Below are 15,247 nucleotides of genomic sequence, written 5' to 3' on the forward strand. Positions count from 1 at the left end.
CCCGCTCTCTTCTACACCCAATTCTGACGACAAACTCGGAGACCATGAAGAATGACCACAATTGCCAATATTAAAGCCCGAGAAATTCTGGATTCCCGCGGTAACCCAACCGTTGAAGCAGACGTTATTCTTAAAGATGGCACTCTTGGTCGTGCTTGTGCGCCTTCTGGCGCCTCCACAGGTTCCCGCGAAGCATTGGAACTGCGTGACGGCGATGCATCTCGTTACCTAGGTAAAGGCGTGCTCAAGGCCGTTGCTGCTATCAACGGCAAAATCCGCGATGCGCTGATGGGCAAAGATGCTGCCGACCAGCGTGGTCTTGATAACACCATGCTGGCATTGGACGGTACCGAGAACAAAGCCAATCTGGGCGCCAATGCCATTCTTGCGGTGTCACTGGCTGCTGCCAAAGCCGCCGCGGCTTCATTGGGCAAACCGCTGTACGAGCACATTGCCGATATCAACGGAACCGCCGGAAAGTACAGCATGCCGGTGCCAATGATGAACATTCTTAATGGCGGCGAGCACGCTGACAATAACGTCGACATACAGGAATTCATGGTGCAGCCCGTGGCCGCCAAGAGTTTCGCCGATGCTCTGCGCATTGGCGCCGAGATTTTCCACAGCCTGAAAAAAGTGCTGCAGGCCCAGGGCCTGAACACCGCAGTGGGTGACGAGGGTGGGTTTGCCCCCAACCTGCCGTCTAACGAAGCTGCACTGGCAATGATTCAGGAAGCGGTAGAAATAGCCGGTTACAAGCTGGGCACCGACATTACTCTGGCCCTGGACTGCGCTGCCTCTGAATTCTACAAAAACGGCCAGTATTTGCTGGCTGGCGAAGGCAAGAGCTTTGACTCTGCCGGCTTTGCCGATTACCTGGCAGGCTTGGCTGAGCGCTACCCGATAGTGTCGATTGAAGACGGCATGGACGAAAGCGACTGGGACGGCTGGAAAATACTGACCGACAAAATTGGCGACAAGATACAGCTGGTAGGCGATGACTTGTTTGTCACCAACACTAAAATTCTTAAGCGCGGTATCGACACCGGTGTAGCCAACTCTATTCTGATCAAGCTCAATCAGATTGGCAGTTTGAGCGAAACGCTGGACGCCATCAAGATGGCCCAGGACGCAGGATTTACTGCGGTGATCTCGCACCGTTCGGGTGAAACCGAAGACACCACCATCGCGGATCTGGCAGTTGCCACCTGCGCTGGCCAGATCAAGACTGGCTCTTTGTGCCGTTCTGACCGTGTAGCCAAGTACAATCAGCTGCTGCGCATTGAAGAAGCGCTGGATGGAAAGGCGGCCTACAACGGTTTGCGTGAGATCAAAGGTCAGGGCTAGATCGTTCAGGTCGGTTCTTTTGTTGGTTGTGGAAATACAAAAGCCATAGTGCCAGGCTGAAAATCCAGAAATTATGGCTTTTTTAACAGTTAGTTAGCGGCATTTGTTATTCCGCTTTATAAAGGTCTATACTATTGTTGTTGAGTGTTTTATAAGCATTGGACGCCAACCGTACAATCAACGCTCACTGGCAACCCGGAAACTGTTATGGCTGAGCCGTCTCCAAGCGCTTTTTTTTCGCCCATCAAACTTATCTGGGCCTTTATTATTGTGCTGGTTTTGCTACTGCAGGTACGCTTGTGGATCGGTGAGGGTAGTTTTGCCCAAGTTTGGGCGCTGGAACAGGCCATTGCAGAGCAGCAAGAGGACAATGACACGCTGGCGACACGCAACGAACGGTTGTACGCGGAAGTACGTAACCTGCGCAATGAACAGGGTGCGGTGGAAGAACGAGCGCGTATCGATCTGGGATTGATTCGTAATGATGAAACCTTCTTTTTGGTGGTCGACCAATAACCTCAGCTTTCTGCTCCTCAACCACGGCGCCATGGCCCATGCCTGAAGCTTCTCTTTGGCTGATTGTTCCTGCTGCAGGCGTTGGTCAGCGCATGGCGGCTGATTGCCCAAAACAGTATCTGCGCGTTGATAGTGAATACATATTGGATATAACCCTGCGGCGTTTGCTGGCTGCGTTGCCGGCGGCAGGGTGTATAGTGCCGTTAAGCTCCACTGATATTTGGTGGCCCAGCACGAACGCAAGCTCTGACGGCCGAATTGCAACGTGCGCCGGCGGTAACGAGCGTGCCAATTCGGTGCTGAATGCGCTGCAGGCATTGGCGCCAAAGGCCAAAAATGAAGACTGGGTGTTGGTACATGACGCGGCTCGCCCCTGCGTGGCGTCTGACGATCTTAAACGGCTGTTAAAAAAAGTGGGCGCTCACAGTGTGGGTGGCCTGCTAGCTTCACCGGTTACTGACACCCTCAAGATGGCAAGCCCCCAAGCGCCGAATACGGTTACATCAACCATTGACCGCCGCCATCTGTGGCGCGCGCTAACTCCGCAAGTGTTCCGCTACGGTCTGTTGCGTGACGCCTTACAAAGGGCGTTAAATCACGGTATTGCAATAACTGACGAGGCCTCGGCGATGGAACAGGCTGGCCATAGGCCGCTGTTGGTGGAAGGGCGGTCGGATAATATCAAAATCACCGTGCCTGCGGATTTGGCGTTGGCCGGCTTCATTCTTGGCCAGTTGTAATGTGGTCATCTGAACGGAATTAGTATGCGAATTGGTCAGGGCTTTGATGTTCACGCTTTTTGTGAAGGCGACAGGATTATTTTGGGGGGTATCAGTATTCCCTATAGTCGGGGTTTGAAGGCTCATTCTGATGGCGACGTGCTGCTGCACGCGTTGGCGGATGCGCTGCTTGGCGCTCTTGCGCTGGGTGATATTGGCCACCTGTTCCCGGACACCAGCGCCGACTGGGCCGGTGCGGACAGTCGTGATCTGCTGCGTCGCGTCATGCAGCGGGTTCAGGAACTGAATTACAGCGTGGTGAATGTGGATGTCACCATCATCGCCCAGGCGCCCAAAATGGCACCTCACATCAACGCCATGCGCGTGAATATTGCACAAGACCTGAGCATTACCGCCAGTCAGGTCAGTGTGAAAGCCACCACCAGCGAACGGCTGGGTTTTACCGGCCGCGGCGAGGGTATTGCCTGCCAGGCGATTTGCCTGCTGCAAGCGCAAAACTTATGAATGATACTCAAAACGCCACTCCAGTCCCGGTGCAGGGCCATAACTGGCGCCTGCAATGGCCATCATCTACCGGCAAGTGCGCGGCCAGTGCCGATGTTAAACACTGTGCAAACGACTTCCAGGTTAGTGAAGTTCTGGACAAGGCCAGCATTCAGGGCGAAAACGGCAGCGGAAACGCCGGCGAGCACTTATGCTTGCGGTTGCAAAAAACCGGCGACAATACCGAATATGTCGCCCGTGAGCTGGCAGCGATGGCCGATTTACGCCCCTTTGACGTGAGTTTTTGCGGCCTCAAAGATCGCCATGCCGTGACATGGCAGTGGTTCAGCCTTTATCGCCCTGGCCAGAATGACAGCGATGCAGATTTTATCGCCAGCGTCAGCGAACACTGGCCAGTAACAGACAGTTGTCGCAGTGCGAGCAAATTGCGCCGCGGTGATCACAGCGGTAATGGCTTTCGTATTATTTTGCGCAATGTGGCTGGCGAGCAAGGCGCTATCGATCAGGCACTAGAGCGTTTGACACGGTCCGGCGCGCCCAATTATTTTGGTCCCCAGCGCTTTGGCCATAACGGCGCCAATCTGGACAACGCGTTGTTGTTGAATCCGCGCTCGTTGAATCGTCCCGCTAAGGGTCGTGGCAAAGGCCGGGGTCGTGGCGGCCGTAGCAGTCAAGATTCGAAAAATGTATTGTATTTTTCCGCTGCCCGCTCGTGGCTGTTTAATGAAGTGCTGGCCGCGCGCGTCAACAATGGTAGCTGGTGCCAGTCCATGGCTGGCGAGCCGGATGAGCAGAGGGTCACAGGCCCGCTGTGGGGCGATGGTGGTACCCGCGCGACCGGCGAACAGGAACAGCTTGAGCGCTCGGCGGTGGCAGCCAACCCGCAGTTAGCCGCGCTCTTTGGCAGCACGCGCATGCAGCCGGAGCGCAGACCCCTGCAACTGGTGCCGCAAAACCTGAATTGGGAATGGCAAGACAGCACCACACTGGCAATCGAATTTACGTTGGGCGCTGGCCAGTATGCAACAACGCTGCTGGCAGACGTTTTTGCGTTGCAGGATCTTGCCCTGAGTCGGCTTAACGAATAACAAATCTATGGAGCACAAGGTGCGAATACTGTTATCCAATGATGACGGCGTACACTCGCCGGGGCTAATTGCCCTTTACGAAGGTTTGCAAGGCCTAGGTGAGCTGCATGTTGTGGCTCCTGATCGAGACCACAGCGGCGCCAGTAATTCGCTGACCCTGAAGCGCCCGTTGACGGTGGAAGAGCATCCAAATGGCTTTTACTCAGTAGATGGCACGCCAACGGACTGTGTCCATCTTGCGGTCAACGGTTTGTTCGACCAACCCTTTGACCGGGTCGTGTCGGGCATCAACACCCACGCCAATCTGGGCGATGACATCATTTATTCTGGTACCGTTGCGGCGGCCACCGAAGGCCGTCATTTGGGACTCCCGGCGATTGCGGTTTCGCTCGTTAATAACGGTCGGTTTCATTACGACACCGCCGCAAGGGTGATTGCTACGTTGCTGAAATACCATAAGCCCATGGACCTTGGGCCGCGTTCCATTCTGAATGTAAACGTACCGGATTTGCCTTGGAGCGAACTGTCCGGATTCCGCGTAACGCGTCTGGGCTCCCGTGAACGGGCCGAGGGTGCGGTACCCATGACCTGCCCCCGCGGCAAAAAGCGCTATTGGATAGGTGCTGCTGGTAACGGCGGTGATGCAGGTCCCGGCACTGATTTTCACGCCATCTCTCAAGGCTACGTGTCTATTACGCCGGTGCATATCGACATGACTCGGCACCAAGTGCTGTCCAGCCTACGTGACTGGGTTGGAGCGCTGGAAGACAGCTCAGGAAAGACACAATGAGCGCGCACATGCAAGGAATAGGCATGACGTCCAGGCGCACCCGCCTGCGCTTGATCCAGCGCCTGAAAGACAAAGGCATCTCGTCACCACAGGTGTTAGACGCCATAGCCGAGGTTCCACGCCATATTTTTCTCGATGAAGCTTTGGCGCACAGAGCCTATGAAGATACCGCTTTGCCGATTGGCCACAACCAGACCTTGTCGCAACCTTATATTGTTGCCCGTATGACAGAATTGTTATACGGCCACCAACCGAAGAAAGTGTTGGAATTGGGTACCGGCTCTGGCTATCAGACTGCGGTGCTGTGCAATTTGTTTGCCGAGGTGTTCAGCGTTGAACGCATAAAACCACTTCAGGACCGAGCAAGGGAGCGCTTACGCGATCTAAAGTGTCGCAACGCTGTGCTGCGCCACGCTGATGGTGGTATGGGCTGGCCCGAACGTGGCCCGTACGACGGCATTATTGTAACCGCCGCACCCACCGAGGTACCCACCGAGCTGCTGCAACAGCTTGCAGACAATGGTGTTCTGATCTCCCCGGTGGGGGCTGAACGACAGATACTGGTTCAAATTGTGCGCCGTGGCGATCGTTTTGAACGCACGGAATTGGAGGCGGTCAAGTTTGTACCTTTGTTGAGCGGAGTGGTGCGCTGATGAGCCAAACGTCGCCCACTTTGCGGACTAATGAGAAGACCGGAGCGTTGCGTTCCCAGGGTTTGCCGTCGGTTTTTCTGCGGGGGCTGGCCATGGGCGCGGCCGACATAGTGCCTGGCGTTTCTGGTGGCACCATTGCGTTTATTACCGGCATTTATTTTCGCCTGCTGGCAGCGGTAAATGCAGTGCCTAAAGCACTTTTGACTGACTTGATTCGGGGCCGTGTCGCCGTTTTCTGGCAGGTCTGCGATGGTAGTTTTTTGTTGACCTTGCTCGGTGGCATTGTGTTCAGCATTGCCACTTTGGCATCAGCGATCAGCTACCTACTGACCACCTATCCGATCTTGCTGTGGAGTTTTTTCTTCGGACTGATTTTGGCCTCCGTGTGGCACGTCGGGCGTGAAGTTCGCCAATATCATTGGCGCCTGGTGCTGCCATTATTGGCGGGTATTGCCTTTGCGTGGTGGATAACCAGCTTGCCGGCCATGGCCGCTGAGCCCTCGGCGCCCATGTTTCTGTTTGCTGGCGCCATCGCCATTTGTGCGATGATTCTACCGGGCATTTCCGGCAGTTTTATTCTGGTTATTATGGGTATGTATGTGCCAGTGCTCAGCGCCATAAAGGGCTTTGACGTTGGGTTGTTGTTGCTGTTTGTTGGCGGCTGTGTCACCGGTCTTTTTTCTATTGTTCGCGTTATTACCTGGGCCTTTGACCGTTTTCACGACGCTGTTCTGGCACTGTTGATCGGATTTATGCTGGGTGCGTTGAACAAGGTCTGGCCCTGGAAAGAAACTCTGAGCTGGCGGATTAACAGCGCCGGAGAACAGGTGCCCGTGCACGAAGTCAGCATTAGCCCTGCGTTTTATGCCGATCTTAAAGGTCTGGATCCACTTGTTTTCCAAGCCTTACTGATGGCCGTGGCGGGCATTCTGCTGGTGCTGGTGGTGGAGTGGTTGGGGCTGCGTTTTGCCGGGCGTAAACGCTCCTAAATGTTACGAAATGTAAAAGACACTGTTCCCTTGGGTAACATGAGTGCCCGTAAAGCCTGTTGTGCCAGTTAGAAAAATCACCGCAACAATAGTGGCTTACAGCGAATATCCCGAAACTACTTAGACACCGGCGCGGGCTTGCATTATTGTTAAGCCGACTATTTCATAACCGCATCGGTACCTATGTCGTGATTTCCCAGCTTCGCGTTTTTTTCAACTATCCAGTCGCAGCTCTGTTGTGGCTGACGTTAATGCTGGGCGGTTGCAATACGGCGGCGCTTTATCAGGACGACATTTATAACCCCCCGGTGTATTGGGGCCAGCACATGGTCAAGTCCGGGGAAACGCTGTACGGCATTGCCTGGCGCTATGGTCGCGATTATCGGGAGTTGGGTAACGCAAATGGTTTGCGAGCACCTTGGACTATTCTACCGGGCCAGATGTTGCGTCTTGACAAGCGTGGCCGAGCGCCCACTACAGCGGTTGCAGGAGCTGGGGGCAAGCGCAGCGCAGCGGCAGTAACGAGCAGTAGCGCCCGAGACCCCAAGCCGACCGGACAACCTGTGATTAGCCGAAAGCCTGATACAAGCGCGCCTTTGGCGTCGCAGACCCAGACCGTTGCCGATATAAAATGGCGGTGGCCTCACTCTGGCACTGTAATTGCTAACTTTTCAGCATCCGGGAAAGTCAACAAAGGGATTGATATTGCCGGAGAATCCGGCGACTCTGTACGGGCTGCTGCTGGCGGAAGTGTGGTCTACGCAGGCAGTGGTTTGTTGGGTTATGGCAACCTTGTAATCGTTAATCACAGCGAGCAGTATCTCAGCGCTTACGGACACAACCGCAAAATACTGGTTAAAGAAGGGACGAACGTTCAGGCTGGTCAGATAATTGCCGAATTGGGCAGCAGTGGCGCAGGGAGGCCAATGTTGCATTTTGAAATACGAAAAAATGGCAACCCAGTTAATCCAGCATATTATTTACCAGCGCGGTAGACTAGGGAATAATAGGTAAAAAAACGTACACGCACACAAAATAATAATGAAACAACAGCGGCCAAGGTGGCCATGAATTGATGTCCTGAATACGACCACGAATAGAACGGCACGCCCGACCTAATAAACAAAACACGGGCGCTGTCCAGGATCATTTAGAGGCGGGGCAAACAGAATGTCACAATATCAGGAAGACTTGATTGTCGATCGCGTCGAGCAGTCCGAAGACGCTGAAAAGAAGAAACCAAAATCCGGAGATACAGCCTCACCGCGCAAGGTTACCAACAAAACAACCGCGAAACCTGCTGGTCGTCCGGCGAGCAGTCGTTATTACAGCAGCAGCAAGCAGCTGGATGCCACACAGCTTTACCTCAACGAAATAGGCTTTTCGCCGCTGCTTACCCCTGAAGAGGAAGTATACTTTGCACGCCTGGCCCGAAAAGGCGAGGAATCAGGCCGTAAACGCATGATCGAAAGCAACTTGCGGCTGGTTGTAAAAATCGCCCGGCGCTATGTGAATCGCGGTTTGACTCTGTTGGATCTGATTGAAGAAGGTAACCTTGGTTTGATTCGCGCGGTTGAGAAGTTTGATCCAGAGCGTGGGTTTCGCTTCTCTACCTATGCCACCTGGTGGATTCGCCAAACCATCGAACGCGGTATCATGAACCAGACCCGCACTATTCGCTTGCCCATTCACGTGGTGAAAGAACTCAACCTTTATCTGCGGGCGGCCCGCGAGCTGACCCAGCAACTAGACCACGAACCCACAGCTGAAGAAATTGCTCGTAAGGTCGACAAACCGGTCAAAGATGTTAAACGTATGCTCGGGTTGAACGAGCGCGTTGCTTCCATGGACACGCCGATTGGCGCCGGTGGTGAAAAATCCCTTCTGGATACGGTAGCCGACGAAGGCGCAGCAGATCCCGCCGATGTACTGCAGGACAACAACATTTCGGTTTGCCTGCAACAGTGGATTGACCAACTTAGCGAAAAACAGCAGGAAGTGCTGGCGCGCCGTTTTGGTTTGCGTGGCTATCCTATTAGTACGCTCGAAGAAGTTGGGCAAGAAATCGGACTGACCCGAGAACGAGTGCGCCAGATCCAAGTGGAAGCTCTGCGTAGGCTGCGCGAGATATTGGAAAAAGAAGGGCTAACTGGAAATCTTTTATTTCAGTAGCCGTCAGGGTTGCCAGCGCCGCTCAGGTGTTGGTAGCCGGGCCTGATCGAGCATCATGGATCATATATAGTCGCGTTTGTCCTTGAACTCGCACAAATCTTCAATGAGACAAGCACCGCACCGAGGTTTTCGGGCGATGCAGGTGTAGCGCCCGTGCAGAATAAGCCAGTGATGGGCATCCAGCAAAAACTCCTGCGGTACCAGGCGTATCAGACGCTTTTCCACGTCCAGCACGTTCTTACCCGGAGCAATACCCGTACGGTTAGATACTCGGAATATGTGAGTATCTACGGCCATGGCGATTTGACCGAAGGCGGTGTTCAGCACCACATTGGCGGTTTTGCGGCCAACACCGGGCAATGCTTCCAGTTCTTCCCGGGTTCGCGGTACTTGGCTTTCGTGCCGGTCGATCAGCGCGCGACATGTTTTTATCACGTTTTCGGCTTTGCTGTTAAATAGACCAATGGTTTTTATGTATTTCTTAAGGCCATCCACGCCCAGGGCAAAAATGGCCTCAGGGGTGTTCGCAATCGGATACAGTTTGTTGGTGGCTTTGTTCACGCCCACATCGGTGGCCTGCGCCGACAGAATGACCGCAATCAGCAATTCAAAATCGGAGCTGTAGCTCAGTTCGGTGACCGGCTTGGGATTTTCTTCCCGCAAACGGCGAAAAATTTCTGTGCGTTTCTGTTTGTTCATAACCGTCGTTCGATGAAGTGGGTGTTGTGCTAGGTGAGGTTACACCTGCAATCTATCGTTTGTTTTTTGTCATTATTTTTATTACGAAAGGCTGCCGGTAACTCGCACCCGTTTAGTGCCAGCGCTAACCGTTTCAACTTGCGCGGCTTTGCGTTTTTCTTCAATTCGGCTGTCAATCACGTTTTTCAGTGCGATCAGCAGGCCCAGGCCCATAAACGCTCCGGGTGGTAGCATCATAAACAGCATGTTGGGGTAATTCGCAAACGGGCGCAGTGTCCACTCGGCGGCCACGGGCCCCAGCAGAAGGTGCATGTCCGCGAACAGCGTGCCTTGGCCGATCAGTTCGCGCATGGCGCCCAGCATTACCAGCACCAGCAAGAAGCCCAACCCCATCATGGCACCGTCGAGCAGCGCGAGCCCCGGAGGGTTGCGTGATGCAAAGGCGTCGGCGCGGCCCAGAATGGCGCAGTTAGTCACAATCAATGGGATGAAAATGCCCAGAATCTGATACAGCTCGTAAGTGTATGCCTGCATTAGCAGTTCGGCGCAGGTTACAAACGAGGCGATGATCATCACAAACGCCGGCAGGCGAACAGATTCGTTTACAAAGTTCCTTATCAGCGATACCGCCAGATTTGAACCCATCAATACCAGCAGTGTGGCCAGCCCCAGCCCCAGTGCGTTCACCACTGTGCTGGTGACTGCCAGCAAAGGGCACAGCCCCAAAACCTGAACTAGCGCGGGGTTATTGCTCCAAAGGCCGTCGCGAATAATCTCGCGTGATGTTTTTGTTGCCATGGCAATCAGTGCTCCGGCTCGGGAAAATGACTGGCAACGGCATTGCGTTGCTTGCGGTTGCCACGCTCGACGGGCAAGCCCAGGCTTTGGCGAATTTCGGCTTGGTGTTCGCGCACATACACCAGGGTTTTGTGAATCGCCTTGACCACTGCCCGGGGGGTAATGGTGGCACCAGTGAACTGGTCAAATTCGCCGCCGTTTTTCTTTACATTCCACTGCTTGGCCGACGTATTGGCCAGCGAGTGGCCGTTAAACTGGTAAACCCAATCCGATTTTCGGGTGTCTATGCGATCCCCCAGCCCTGGTGTTTCATGGTGGCTGGTCACCCGTACACCCAATAACTCGCCAGACGGAGTAATGCCCACCAACAGGTTGATGTCGCCGGAATAGCCGTCTGTGGCCGTGACCGGAATAATAAAGCCAACCAAGTCGCTCTGCTGTCGGGCTACCCAGGCGCTTGGCGTTTCACCACTGTTAAGAACAGCAGCGTCTGGCAAGCTGATGGTGTCATTCAGCATGTCATTACTATGGGCACTTTCGGGAATGATTTCGAACAGCGCAGCGGCTTCGGCCCGTGCTGCCTGCTCGGCAATACGCTCCTTGGTGACTGCCTGGGTCAGGGCTATGGTGCCACCGGTTATCACCGCGAAAAGGCCAAGGCCGATGGCGCTGCGGCTTATGGATTGAGCCATGGTTGCCATAAAGTCAGCCCTGCTTCCGGGTGGGTAAACCGCGTCGGGCCTTGTGATGACCGTAGGTGCGTGGCGGTGTGTAGTAGTCAATAAACGGCACCGCAAAGTTCATTAGCAATACGCTGAACGCTACGGCGTCTGGATAGTTGCCCCAGCTGCGTATCAGGTAAACCAAAGCGCCAATGCCCACCGCATAAATCAGCTTGCCTTGGCGGCTGGTGGCTGCCGACACCGGATCGGTGGCGATGAAGAATGCCCCCAGCATGGTGCCACCGGCCAGCAGATGCAGCGAAAGCGGTGCATACTGGTCGGCGTTGGTGCCAAACAGCAGGCTCATGGCTACCAGCCCACCCAAAAAACCGACGGGTATGTGCCAGCTGATAATACGCAGCGCCAACAACACCAGGCCGCCTGCCAGGAAAGCTGCGTTCACCCACTCCCAGCCGCGAGCGACAAAGTTGCCAAAGGTGGGGTGAACCGTAATTTCCGCGGCGGTGTGGCTGCCTACCTTGTGTTTGTATTCGTCCAGCGGGGTGGCCATTGTCCAGCCGTCAACGGCGGTTTGCTGGCCAGAAGCAATGGCGCTGAGGGTTTCGCCAAACCCGGGTGCGTCCTGTCCTAGGCCGACCGGTGCGGCCCAATTGGTGGTCATCGCCAGCGGAAATGAAATCAGCACCAGAGCGTAACCCACCATAGCCGGATTGAACGGATTGGAACCCAGGCCGCCGTAAAGCTGTTTGGCCACCACAATGGCGCTGAAAACCGCCACCGCAGACACCCACCAGGGCGCAAATTGCGGCAGCGATAGGCCCAGCAACAGGCCGGTTACAGCCGCCGTGTTGTCTTTCAGGAAAAACCCGACGGGCTTGCTCCGCCATTTTAGAATGGCGGCCTCAGTAGCCAGTGCCAGCGCAATGCACCAGACCACGTTAATCAGATTGCCCCAGCCAAAAAATACCGTTTGCGCCAGCAACCCCGGCACCGCGGCGATCATTACCCACAACATTATCCGCGACGTAGGGCGAGCCCGGTGGGCGTGTGGGGAAGACTGTTGCACAAGCGCCATGATGTTACAGCCTGTTTTTTAATAGTTTAATCGTTTGACCGGCTTAGCGCCGGTTCGGCGTTGCCGTTGGCGGGCACGGCCTGCTGTTGGGCATCATCAATCGCCCGCTGTGCGCGCCTGACCCGCTCGATATTCTTATCAACGGCGCGTTCGAGCTTGTCGACGTTGGGCGCTTGGCCGCTGCGAGCGTCTTCTAGCATGCTCTGCATTTTTTTCCAGTTTGATTTGGACCTGGGTCAGCTGCTGTTCCAGTTCTTCCATGCTTGGAGCCGTCTCGGCCACGGCAATTTTTTCTGCATGTTCGGGTGTGAATGTTTCAGACGGTGCTGCTTTTTTAGACAGTTGTGTTGCAGGCTCGGTGCGCTCAGCGCTAGCCGCCGCGGCTTTGGCTTTTTTACGGGCCAGAGCTTGCTCTACCAGGGCAGATTTGCCTGAACGCTCGTTGGTTACCGCGCCGTCTTGAACCGTCGCTTGGGCGTCGGCGGTTTTTTGTTCCTGAGCTTTGACGGCGGCCAACGCGCGGTCTTTGCGGCGCTGATCTTTTTCCTGCTGTTCACGGTCAAGGCGCTGCTGGCGGGCTTCAAAGCGAACGCGGGCACGGTCAGACTTTTGCTGTTCGGCGCGTTGCAGGCGAATTTCGCCTTTGGCAAAGCGGTAATACTGCACCAGAGGAATGGAACTCGGACACACATACGAGCAGGCGCCGCATTCGATGCAGTCAAACAGATTCAGATGTTCGGCTTTTTCAAACTCTGTGGCTTTGGCGTGCCAGAACAACTGTTGGGGTAAAAGCTCCATCGGGCAGGCTTCGGCGCACAGGCCGCAGCGAATGCACGGTTGTTCTGGCGCCGGCGCGGGCAGTTCACTGGCGCTGGCGGCAATCACGCAGTTGCTGGTTTTTATCAGCGGGGTATCCGTGTTCTGCAGCGTATAGCCCATCATCGGGCCGCCGAGCACCAGGCGCGACATGTGCTGTTTACTAACACCGGCGCAGGTCAGTAAATGGCTGGCGGGGGTACCAACCAAGACTTCAAAGTTGCCGGGTTCGGCCAAGGCTTCACCGGTGGCCGTCATCACGCGAGAAATCAGTGGTTTGCCTTGCAAGATAGCATCGGCGACCGCTACCGCGGTACCAATGTTCTGGCACATCACGCCAATATCCGCCGGTATGCCGCCGCTGGGCACCTCTTGGCCGGTCAGAATCTGGATCAGCTGTTTTTCACCACCGGACGGATAGATGGTGGGAATGACTGCAATTTCGGTTTTGCTGCCCTCTGCAGCCTGCCGCAAAGCGGCAATGGCTTCGGGTTTGTTTTCTTCGATGCCAATCACCACCCGCGAGGGGCGCAGGAGCCAGGCCATTATGCGCAGACCGGCCATCACCTGGTCTGCCTTCTCGCGCATGGTCATGTCGTCGGCGGTAATGTAGGGCTCGCACTCGGCGCCGTTGAGAATCAAGGTGTCGACTTTGCGGTCTACAGACGGTCGTAGTTTGATGTTGGTTGGAAAACCGGCGCCGCCCAGGCCCACAATGCCGGCCTGACGAATCAGCGCCAGTACTTTGTCGCGCTCCAGCTTGCGATATTCCGGCTGGGGTACCAACTCGCACCAGCGCTCCTCGCCGTCCGGAATCAGCACCACGCAGGTGTCGCTCATACCCGACGGGTGCGGCACAGGTTCGAGGGAAATACGCTGAACGATGCCTGACGTGGGTGCGTGTACCGGCACACCCATGCCGTTGCCTACCTGAGCGATGACTTCGCCTTTCAACACCTTTTGTCCAGGCTCGACAATACAGCGTGCAGGCTCGCCAATGTGCTGTTGCAACGGCAGTATCAATCTCGCGGGCAAGCCAGCGGGACGGATTGGCCGACTGCTGGATTGGCTTTTGTTTTCTGGAGGGTGTATGCCGCCGCCAAAGTTCCACAGCTGGGTCATGACAGGCTCGCTTCGTGGGTTTCGGCCTGGCTGTCGGTGGCAATTACGCGGGCATCGGTAGCGCTGGGCACTTCATTGGGTGCCTTGTCCAGTGCGACAGGCGGCGCCCAGGTCCAGCTGTGAATATCCGGTTCAATAACGATCATGTCGATACAGTCAACCGGGCAGGGCTCCACGCACAAATCACAGCCGGTACATTCGCTTTCTATCACCGTGTGCATGTGTTTGGCAGCGCCTAGAATGGCGTCTACGGGGCAGGCCTGGATGCACTTGGTGCAGCCAATGCATTCGTCTTCGCGAATCACGGCTACCCGCTTGGCTTGGGCAGCGCCGTGTTCGGCGTCCAGAGGTTGGGGCTCTACGTCCAGCAGGTCGGCCAGGGCGTTGATGGTGGCTTCGCCGCCCGGCGGGCACTTGTTGATGGCTTCGCCGTTATTGATGGCTTCAGCATAAGGTCGGCAGCCGGGGAAGCCACACTGGCCGCACTGGGTTTGCGGCAAAAGTGCGTCTATCTGATCGACCAGCGGGTTGCCTTCTATCTTGAAACGCTCGGCGGCAAAGCCCAGCAGGGCTCCAAACACGGCGGCCAGGCCTAATAAAACGGCAACTGCGATGATGATATTTGTCCACATAAACCAAGGACTCCGTTACACGCTGACCAGGCCGGTAAAACCTAAAAACGCCAGAGCCATGAGCCCTGCGGTCACCATACCGATGGCTGCGCCGCGAAAGGCAACAGGCACATCGGATACCGCGATGCGCTCGCGCATGGCGGCAAAAAAAATCAGTACCAGGGAAAACCCAAGTGCGGCACCAAACCCATAAAGCACCGATTCGACAAAATTGTTGTTGCGGTTCAGGTTCAGCAGGGCCACACCCAATACCGCACAGTTAGTGGTAATCAGTGGCAGAAAAATGCCCAGCACCCGGTACAGCAGAGGGCTGGTTTTGCGTACCACCATTTCGGTGAACTGCACCACCACCGCTATCACCAAAATGAAGGTGATGGTTTTCAAAAACACCAGATTCAAAGGCTCTAATAAATAGGTGTACGCCAGATAGCTGCACACCGACGACAATGTCAGCACAAAGGTGGTCGCCAGAGACATGCCCATGGCGGTTTCCAGTTTGCTGGACACCCCCATAAACGGGCACAGGCCCAAAAATTGAACCAGCACGAAATTGTTGACCAGTATGGTACTGACCAGTATGAGCAGGTACTCGGTCATGGTTGTTTCGGGCCTCGCTGGCTACT

General features: G+C 55.3%; 16 protein-coding genes and 1 pseudogene. 10 read left to right on the forward strand and 7 right to left on the reverse strand.

What is annotated here, in order from left to right; translation table 11 throughout:
• Positions 1-51 precede the first annotated feature (51 nt).
• From eno to rpoS, 10 genes are all read left to right on the forward strand, one after another.
• Positions 52-1,347 carry a phosphopyruvate hydratase gene (gene eno / locus MRBBS_RS06865; RefSeq protein WP_014870726.1) on the forward strand — a complete coding sequence of 432 codons (1,296 nt, stop codon included), beginning with the start codon at positions 52-54 and terminating at the stop codon, positions 1,345-1,347.
• Positions 1,348-1,554: 207 nt separating this feature from the next.
• Positions 1,555-1,863 (forward strand): septum formation initiator family protein, encoded by a 309-nt coding sequence (locus MRBBS_RS06870; RefSeq protein WP_014870727.1) that lies wholly within the window; start codon positions 1,555-1,557, stop codon positions 1,861-1,863.
• A 38-nt stretch (positions 1,864-1,901) separates the two neighbouring features.
• Positions 1,902-2,603: a 2-C-methyl-D-erythritol 4-phosphate cytidylyltransferase gene (ispD, locus tag MRBBS_RS06875; RefSeq protein WP_014870728.1), complete on the forward strand. Its 702-nt coding sequence runs from the start codon at positions 1,902-1,904 to the stop codon at positions 2,601-2,603.
• 24 nt (positions 2,604-2,627) lie between these two features.
• Positions 2,628-3,107, forward strand: coding sequence for a 2-C-methyl-D-erythritol 2,4-cyclodiphosphate synthase (gene ispF / locus MRBBS_RS06880; protein WP_014870729.1), 480 nt, complete (start codon positions 2,628-2,630; stop codon positions 3,105-3,107).
• Positions 3,104-4,195 (forward strand): tRNA pseudouridine(13) synthase TruD, encoded by a 1,092-nt coding sequence (truD, locus tag MRBBS_RS06885; protein ID WP_014870730.1) that lies wholly within the window; start codon positions 3,104-3,106, stop codon positions 4,193-4,195. Before ispF ends, truD begins: the two co-directional genes overlap by 4 nt.
• A gap of 19 nt (positions 4,196-4,214) precedes the next feature.
• The gene (surE, locus tag MRBBS_RS06890; RefSeq protein WP_041635517.1) at positions 4,215-4,985 is read left to right on the forward strand and encodes a 5'/3'-nucleotidase SurE; all 771 of its coding nucleotides are present in this window, start codon (positions 4,215-4,217) and stop codon (positions 4,983-4,985) included.
• A complete protein-coding gene (locus tag MRBBS_RS06895; protein ID WP_014870732.1) occupies positions 4,982-5,638 on the forward strand; it encodes a protein-L-isoaspartate(D-aspartate) O-methyltransferase in 657 nt (218 codons plus the stop codon). The genes surE and MRBBS_RS06895 overlap by 4 nt, the downstream gene beginning before the upstream one ends.
• Positions 5,638-6,627 carry a DUF368 domain-containing protein gene (locus tag MRBBS_RS06900; RefSeq protein WP_014870733.1) on the forward strand — a complete coding sequence of 330 codons (990 nt, stop codon included), beginning with the start codon at positions 5,638-5,640 and terminating at the stop codon, positions 6,625-6,627. The genes MRBBS_RS06895 and MRBBS_RS06900 overlap by 1 nt, the downstream gene beginning before the upstream one ends.
• A 188-nt stretch (positions 6,628-6,815) precedes the next feature.
• Positions 6,816-7,622, forward strand: a complete 807-nt coding sequence (locus MRBBS_RS06905; RefSeq protein WP_014870734.1) for a peptidoglycan DD-metalloendopeptidase family protein — start codon at positions 6,816-6,818, stop codon at positions 7,620-7,622.
• A gap of 175 nt (positions 7,623-7,797) precedes the next feature.
• The gene (rpoS, locus tag MRBBS_RS06910; RefSeq protein WP_014870736.1) at positions 7,798-8,799 is read left to right on the forward strand and encodes an RNA polymerase sigma factor RpoS; all 1,002 of its coding nucleotides are present in this window, start codon (positions 7,798-7,800) and stop codon (positions 8,797-8,799) included.
• 60 nt (positions 8,800-8,859) lie between these two features.
• Here rpoS and nth read toward each other — a convergent pair whose 3' ends face one another.
• The 7 genes and pseudogenes from nth to rsxA all read right to left on the reverse strand — a co-directional run bounded on the left by nth (position 8,860) and on the right by rsxA (position 15,221).
• Positions 8,860-9,498 carry an endonuclease III gene (gene nth / locus MRBBS_RS06915; protein ID WP_014870737.1) on the reverse strand — a complete coding sequence of 213 codons (639 nt, stop codon included), beginning with the start codon at positions 9,496-9,498 and terminating at the stop codon, positions 8,860-8,862.
• An 81-nt stretch (positions 9,499-9,579) separates the two neighbouring features.
• A complete protein-coding gene (locus tag MRBBS_RS06920; protein WP_014870738.1) occupies positions 9,580-10,296 on the reverse strand; it encodes an electron transport complex subunit E in 717 nt (238 codons plus the stop codon).
• Positions 10,297-10,301: 5 nt separating this feature from the next.
• Entirely contained in the window at positions 10,302-10,997 is a 696-nt protein-coding gene (gene rsxG, locus MRBBS_RS06925) for an electron transport complex subunit RsxG (protein ID WP_014870739.1), read from the reverse strand.
• Between the two features lie 4 nt (positions 10,998-11,001).
• A complete protein-coding gene (gene rsxD, locus MRBBS_RS06930; protein ID WP_041635143.1) occupies positions 11,002-12,054 on the reverse strand; it encodes an electron transport complex subunit RsxD in 1,053 nt (350 codons plus the stop codon).
• Between the two features lie 26 nt (positions 12,055-12,080).
• Positions 12,081-13,992: pseudogene (rsxC, locus tag MRBBS_RS06935) on the reverse strand (electron transport complex subunit RsxC).
• Positions 13,989-14,624, reverse strand: coding sequence for an electron transport complex subunit RsxB (gene rsxB, locus MRBBS_RS06940; protein ID WP_014870742.1), 636 nt, complete (start codon positions 14,622-14,624; stop codon positions 13,989-13,991). The pseudogene rsxC and the gene rsxB overlap by 4 nt, the downstream one beginning before the upstream one ends.
• Before the next feature lie 15 nt (positions 14,625-14,639).
• Positions 14,640-15,221 carry an electron transport complex subunit RsxA gene (gene rsxA / locus MRBBS_RS06945; RefSeq protein WP_014870743.1) on the reverse strand — a complete coding sequence of 194 codons (582 nt, stop codon included), beginning with the start codon at positions 15,219-15,221 and terminating at the stop codon, positions 14,640-14,642.
• Positions 15,222-15,247: the final 26 nt, after the last annotated feature.

The organism is Marinobacter sp. BSs20148, assembly GCF_000283275.1.
GTDB lineage: Bacteria > Pseudomonadota > Gammaproteobacteria > Pseudomonadales > Oleiphilaceae > Marinobacter > Marinobacter psychrophilus.

Excerpts from the sequence above, each read along its gene's own strand:
- nth (WP_014870737.1), bottom strand. The coding sequence starts at position 9,498 with ATGAACAAACAGAAACGCACAGAAATTTTTCGCCGTTTGCGGGAAGAA.
- eno (WP_014870726.1), top strand. The coding sequence starts at position 52 with ATGACCACAATTGCCAATATTAAAGCCCGAGAAATTCTGGATTCCCGC.
- ispD (WP_014870728.1), top strand. The coding sequence starts at position 1,902 with ATGCCTGAAGCTTCTCTTTGGCTGATTGTTCCTGCTGCAGGCGTTGGT.
- truD (WP_014870730.1), top strand. The coding sequence starts at position 3,104 with ATGAATGATACTCAAAACGCCACTCCAGTCCCGGTGCAGGGCCATAAC.
- rpoS (WP_014870736.1), top strand. The coding sequence starts at position 7,798 with ATGTCACAATATCAGGAAGACTTGATTGTCGATCGCGTCGAGCAGTCC.
- MRBBS_RS06895 (WP_014870732.1), top strand. The coding sequence starts at position 4,982 with ATGAGCGCGCACATGCAAGGAATAGGCATGACGTCCAGGCGCACCCGC.
- MRBBS_RS06870 (WP_014870727.1), top strand. The coding sequence starts at position 1,555 with ATGGCTGAGCCGTCTCCAAGCGCTTTTTTTTCGCCCATCAAACTTATC.
- rsxB (WP_014870742.1), bottom strand. The coding sequence starts at position 14,624 with ATGTGGACAAATATCATCATCGCAGTTGCCGTTTTATTAGGCCTGGCC.
- rsxA (WP_014870743.1), bottom strand. The coding sequence starts at position 15,221 with ATGACCGAGTACCTGCTCATACTGGTCAGTACCATACTGGTCAACAAT.
- MRBBS_RS06920 (WP_014870738.1), bottom strand. The coding sequence starts at position 10,296 with ATGGCAACAAAAACATCACGCGAGATTATTCGCGACGGCCTTTGGAGC.
- ispF (WP_014870729.1), top strand. The coding sequence starts at position 2,628 with ATGCGAATTGGTCAGGGCTTTGATGTTCACGCTTTTTGTGAAGGCGAC.
- rsxD (WP_041635143.1), bottom strand. The coding sequence starts at position 12,054 with ATGGCGCTTGTGCAACAGTCTTCCCCACACGCCCACCGGGCTCGCCCT.
- rsxG (WP_014870739.1), bottom strand. The coding sequence starts at position 10,997 with ATGGCAACCATGGCTCAATCCATAAGCCGCAGCGCCATCGGCCTTGGC.
- MRBBS_RS06900 (WP_014870733.1), top strand. The coding sequence starts at position 5,638 with ATGAGCCAAACGTCGCCCACTTTGCGGACTAATGAGAAGACCGGAGCG.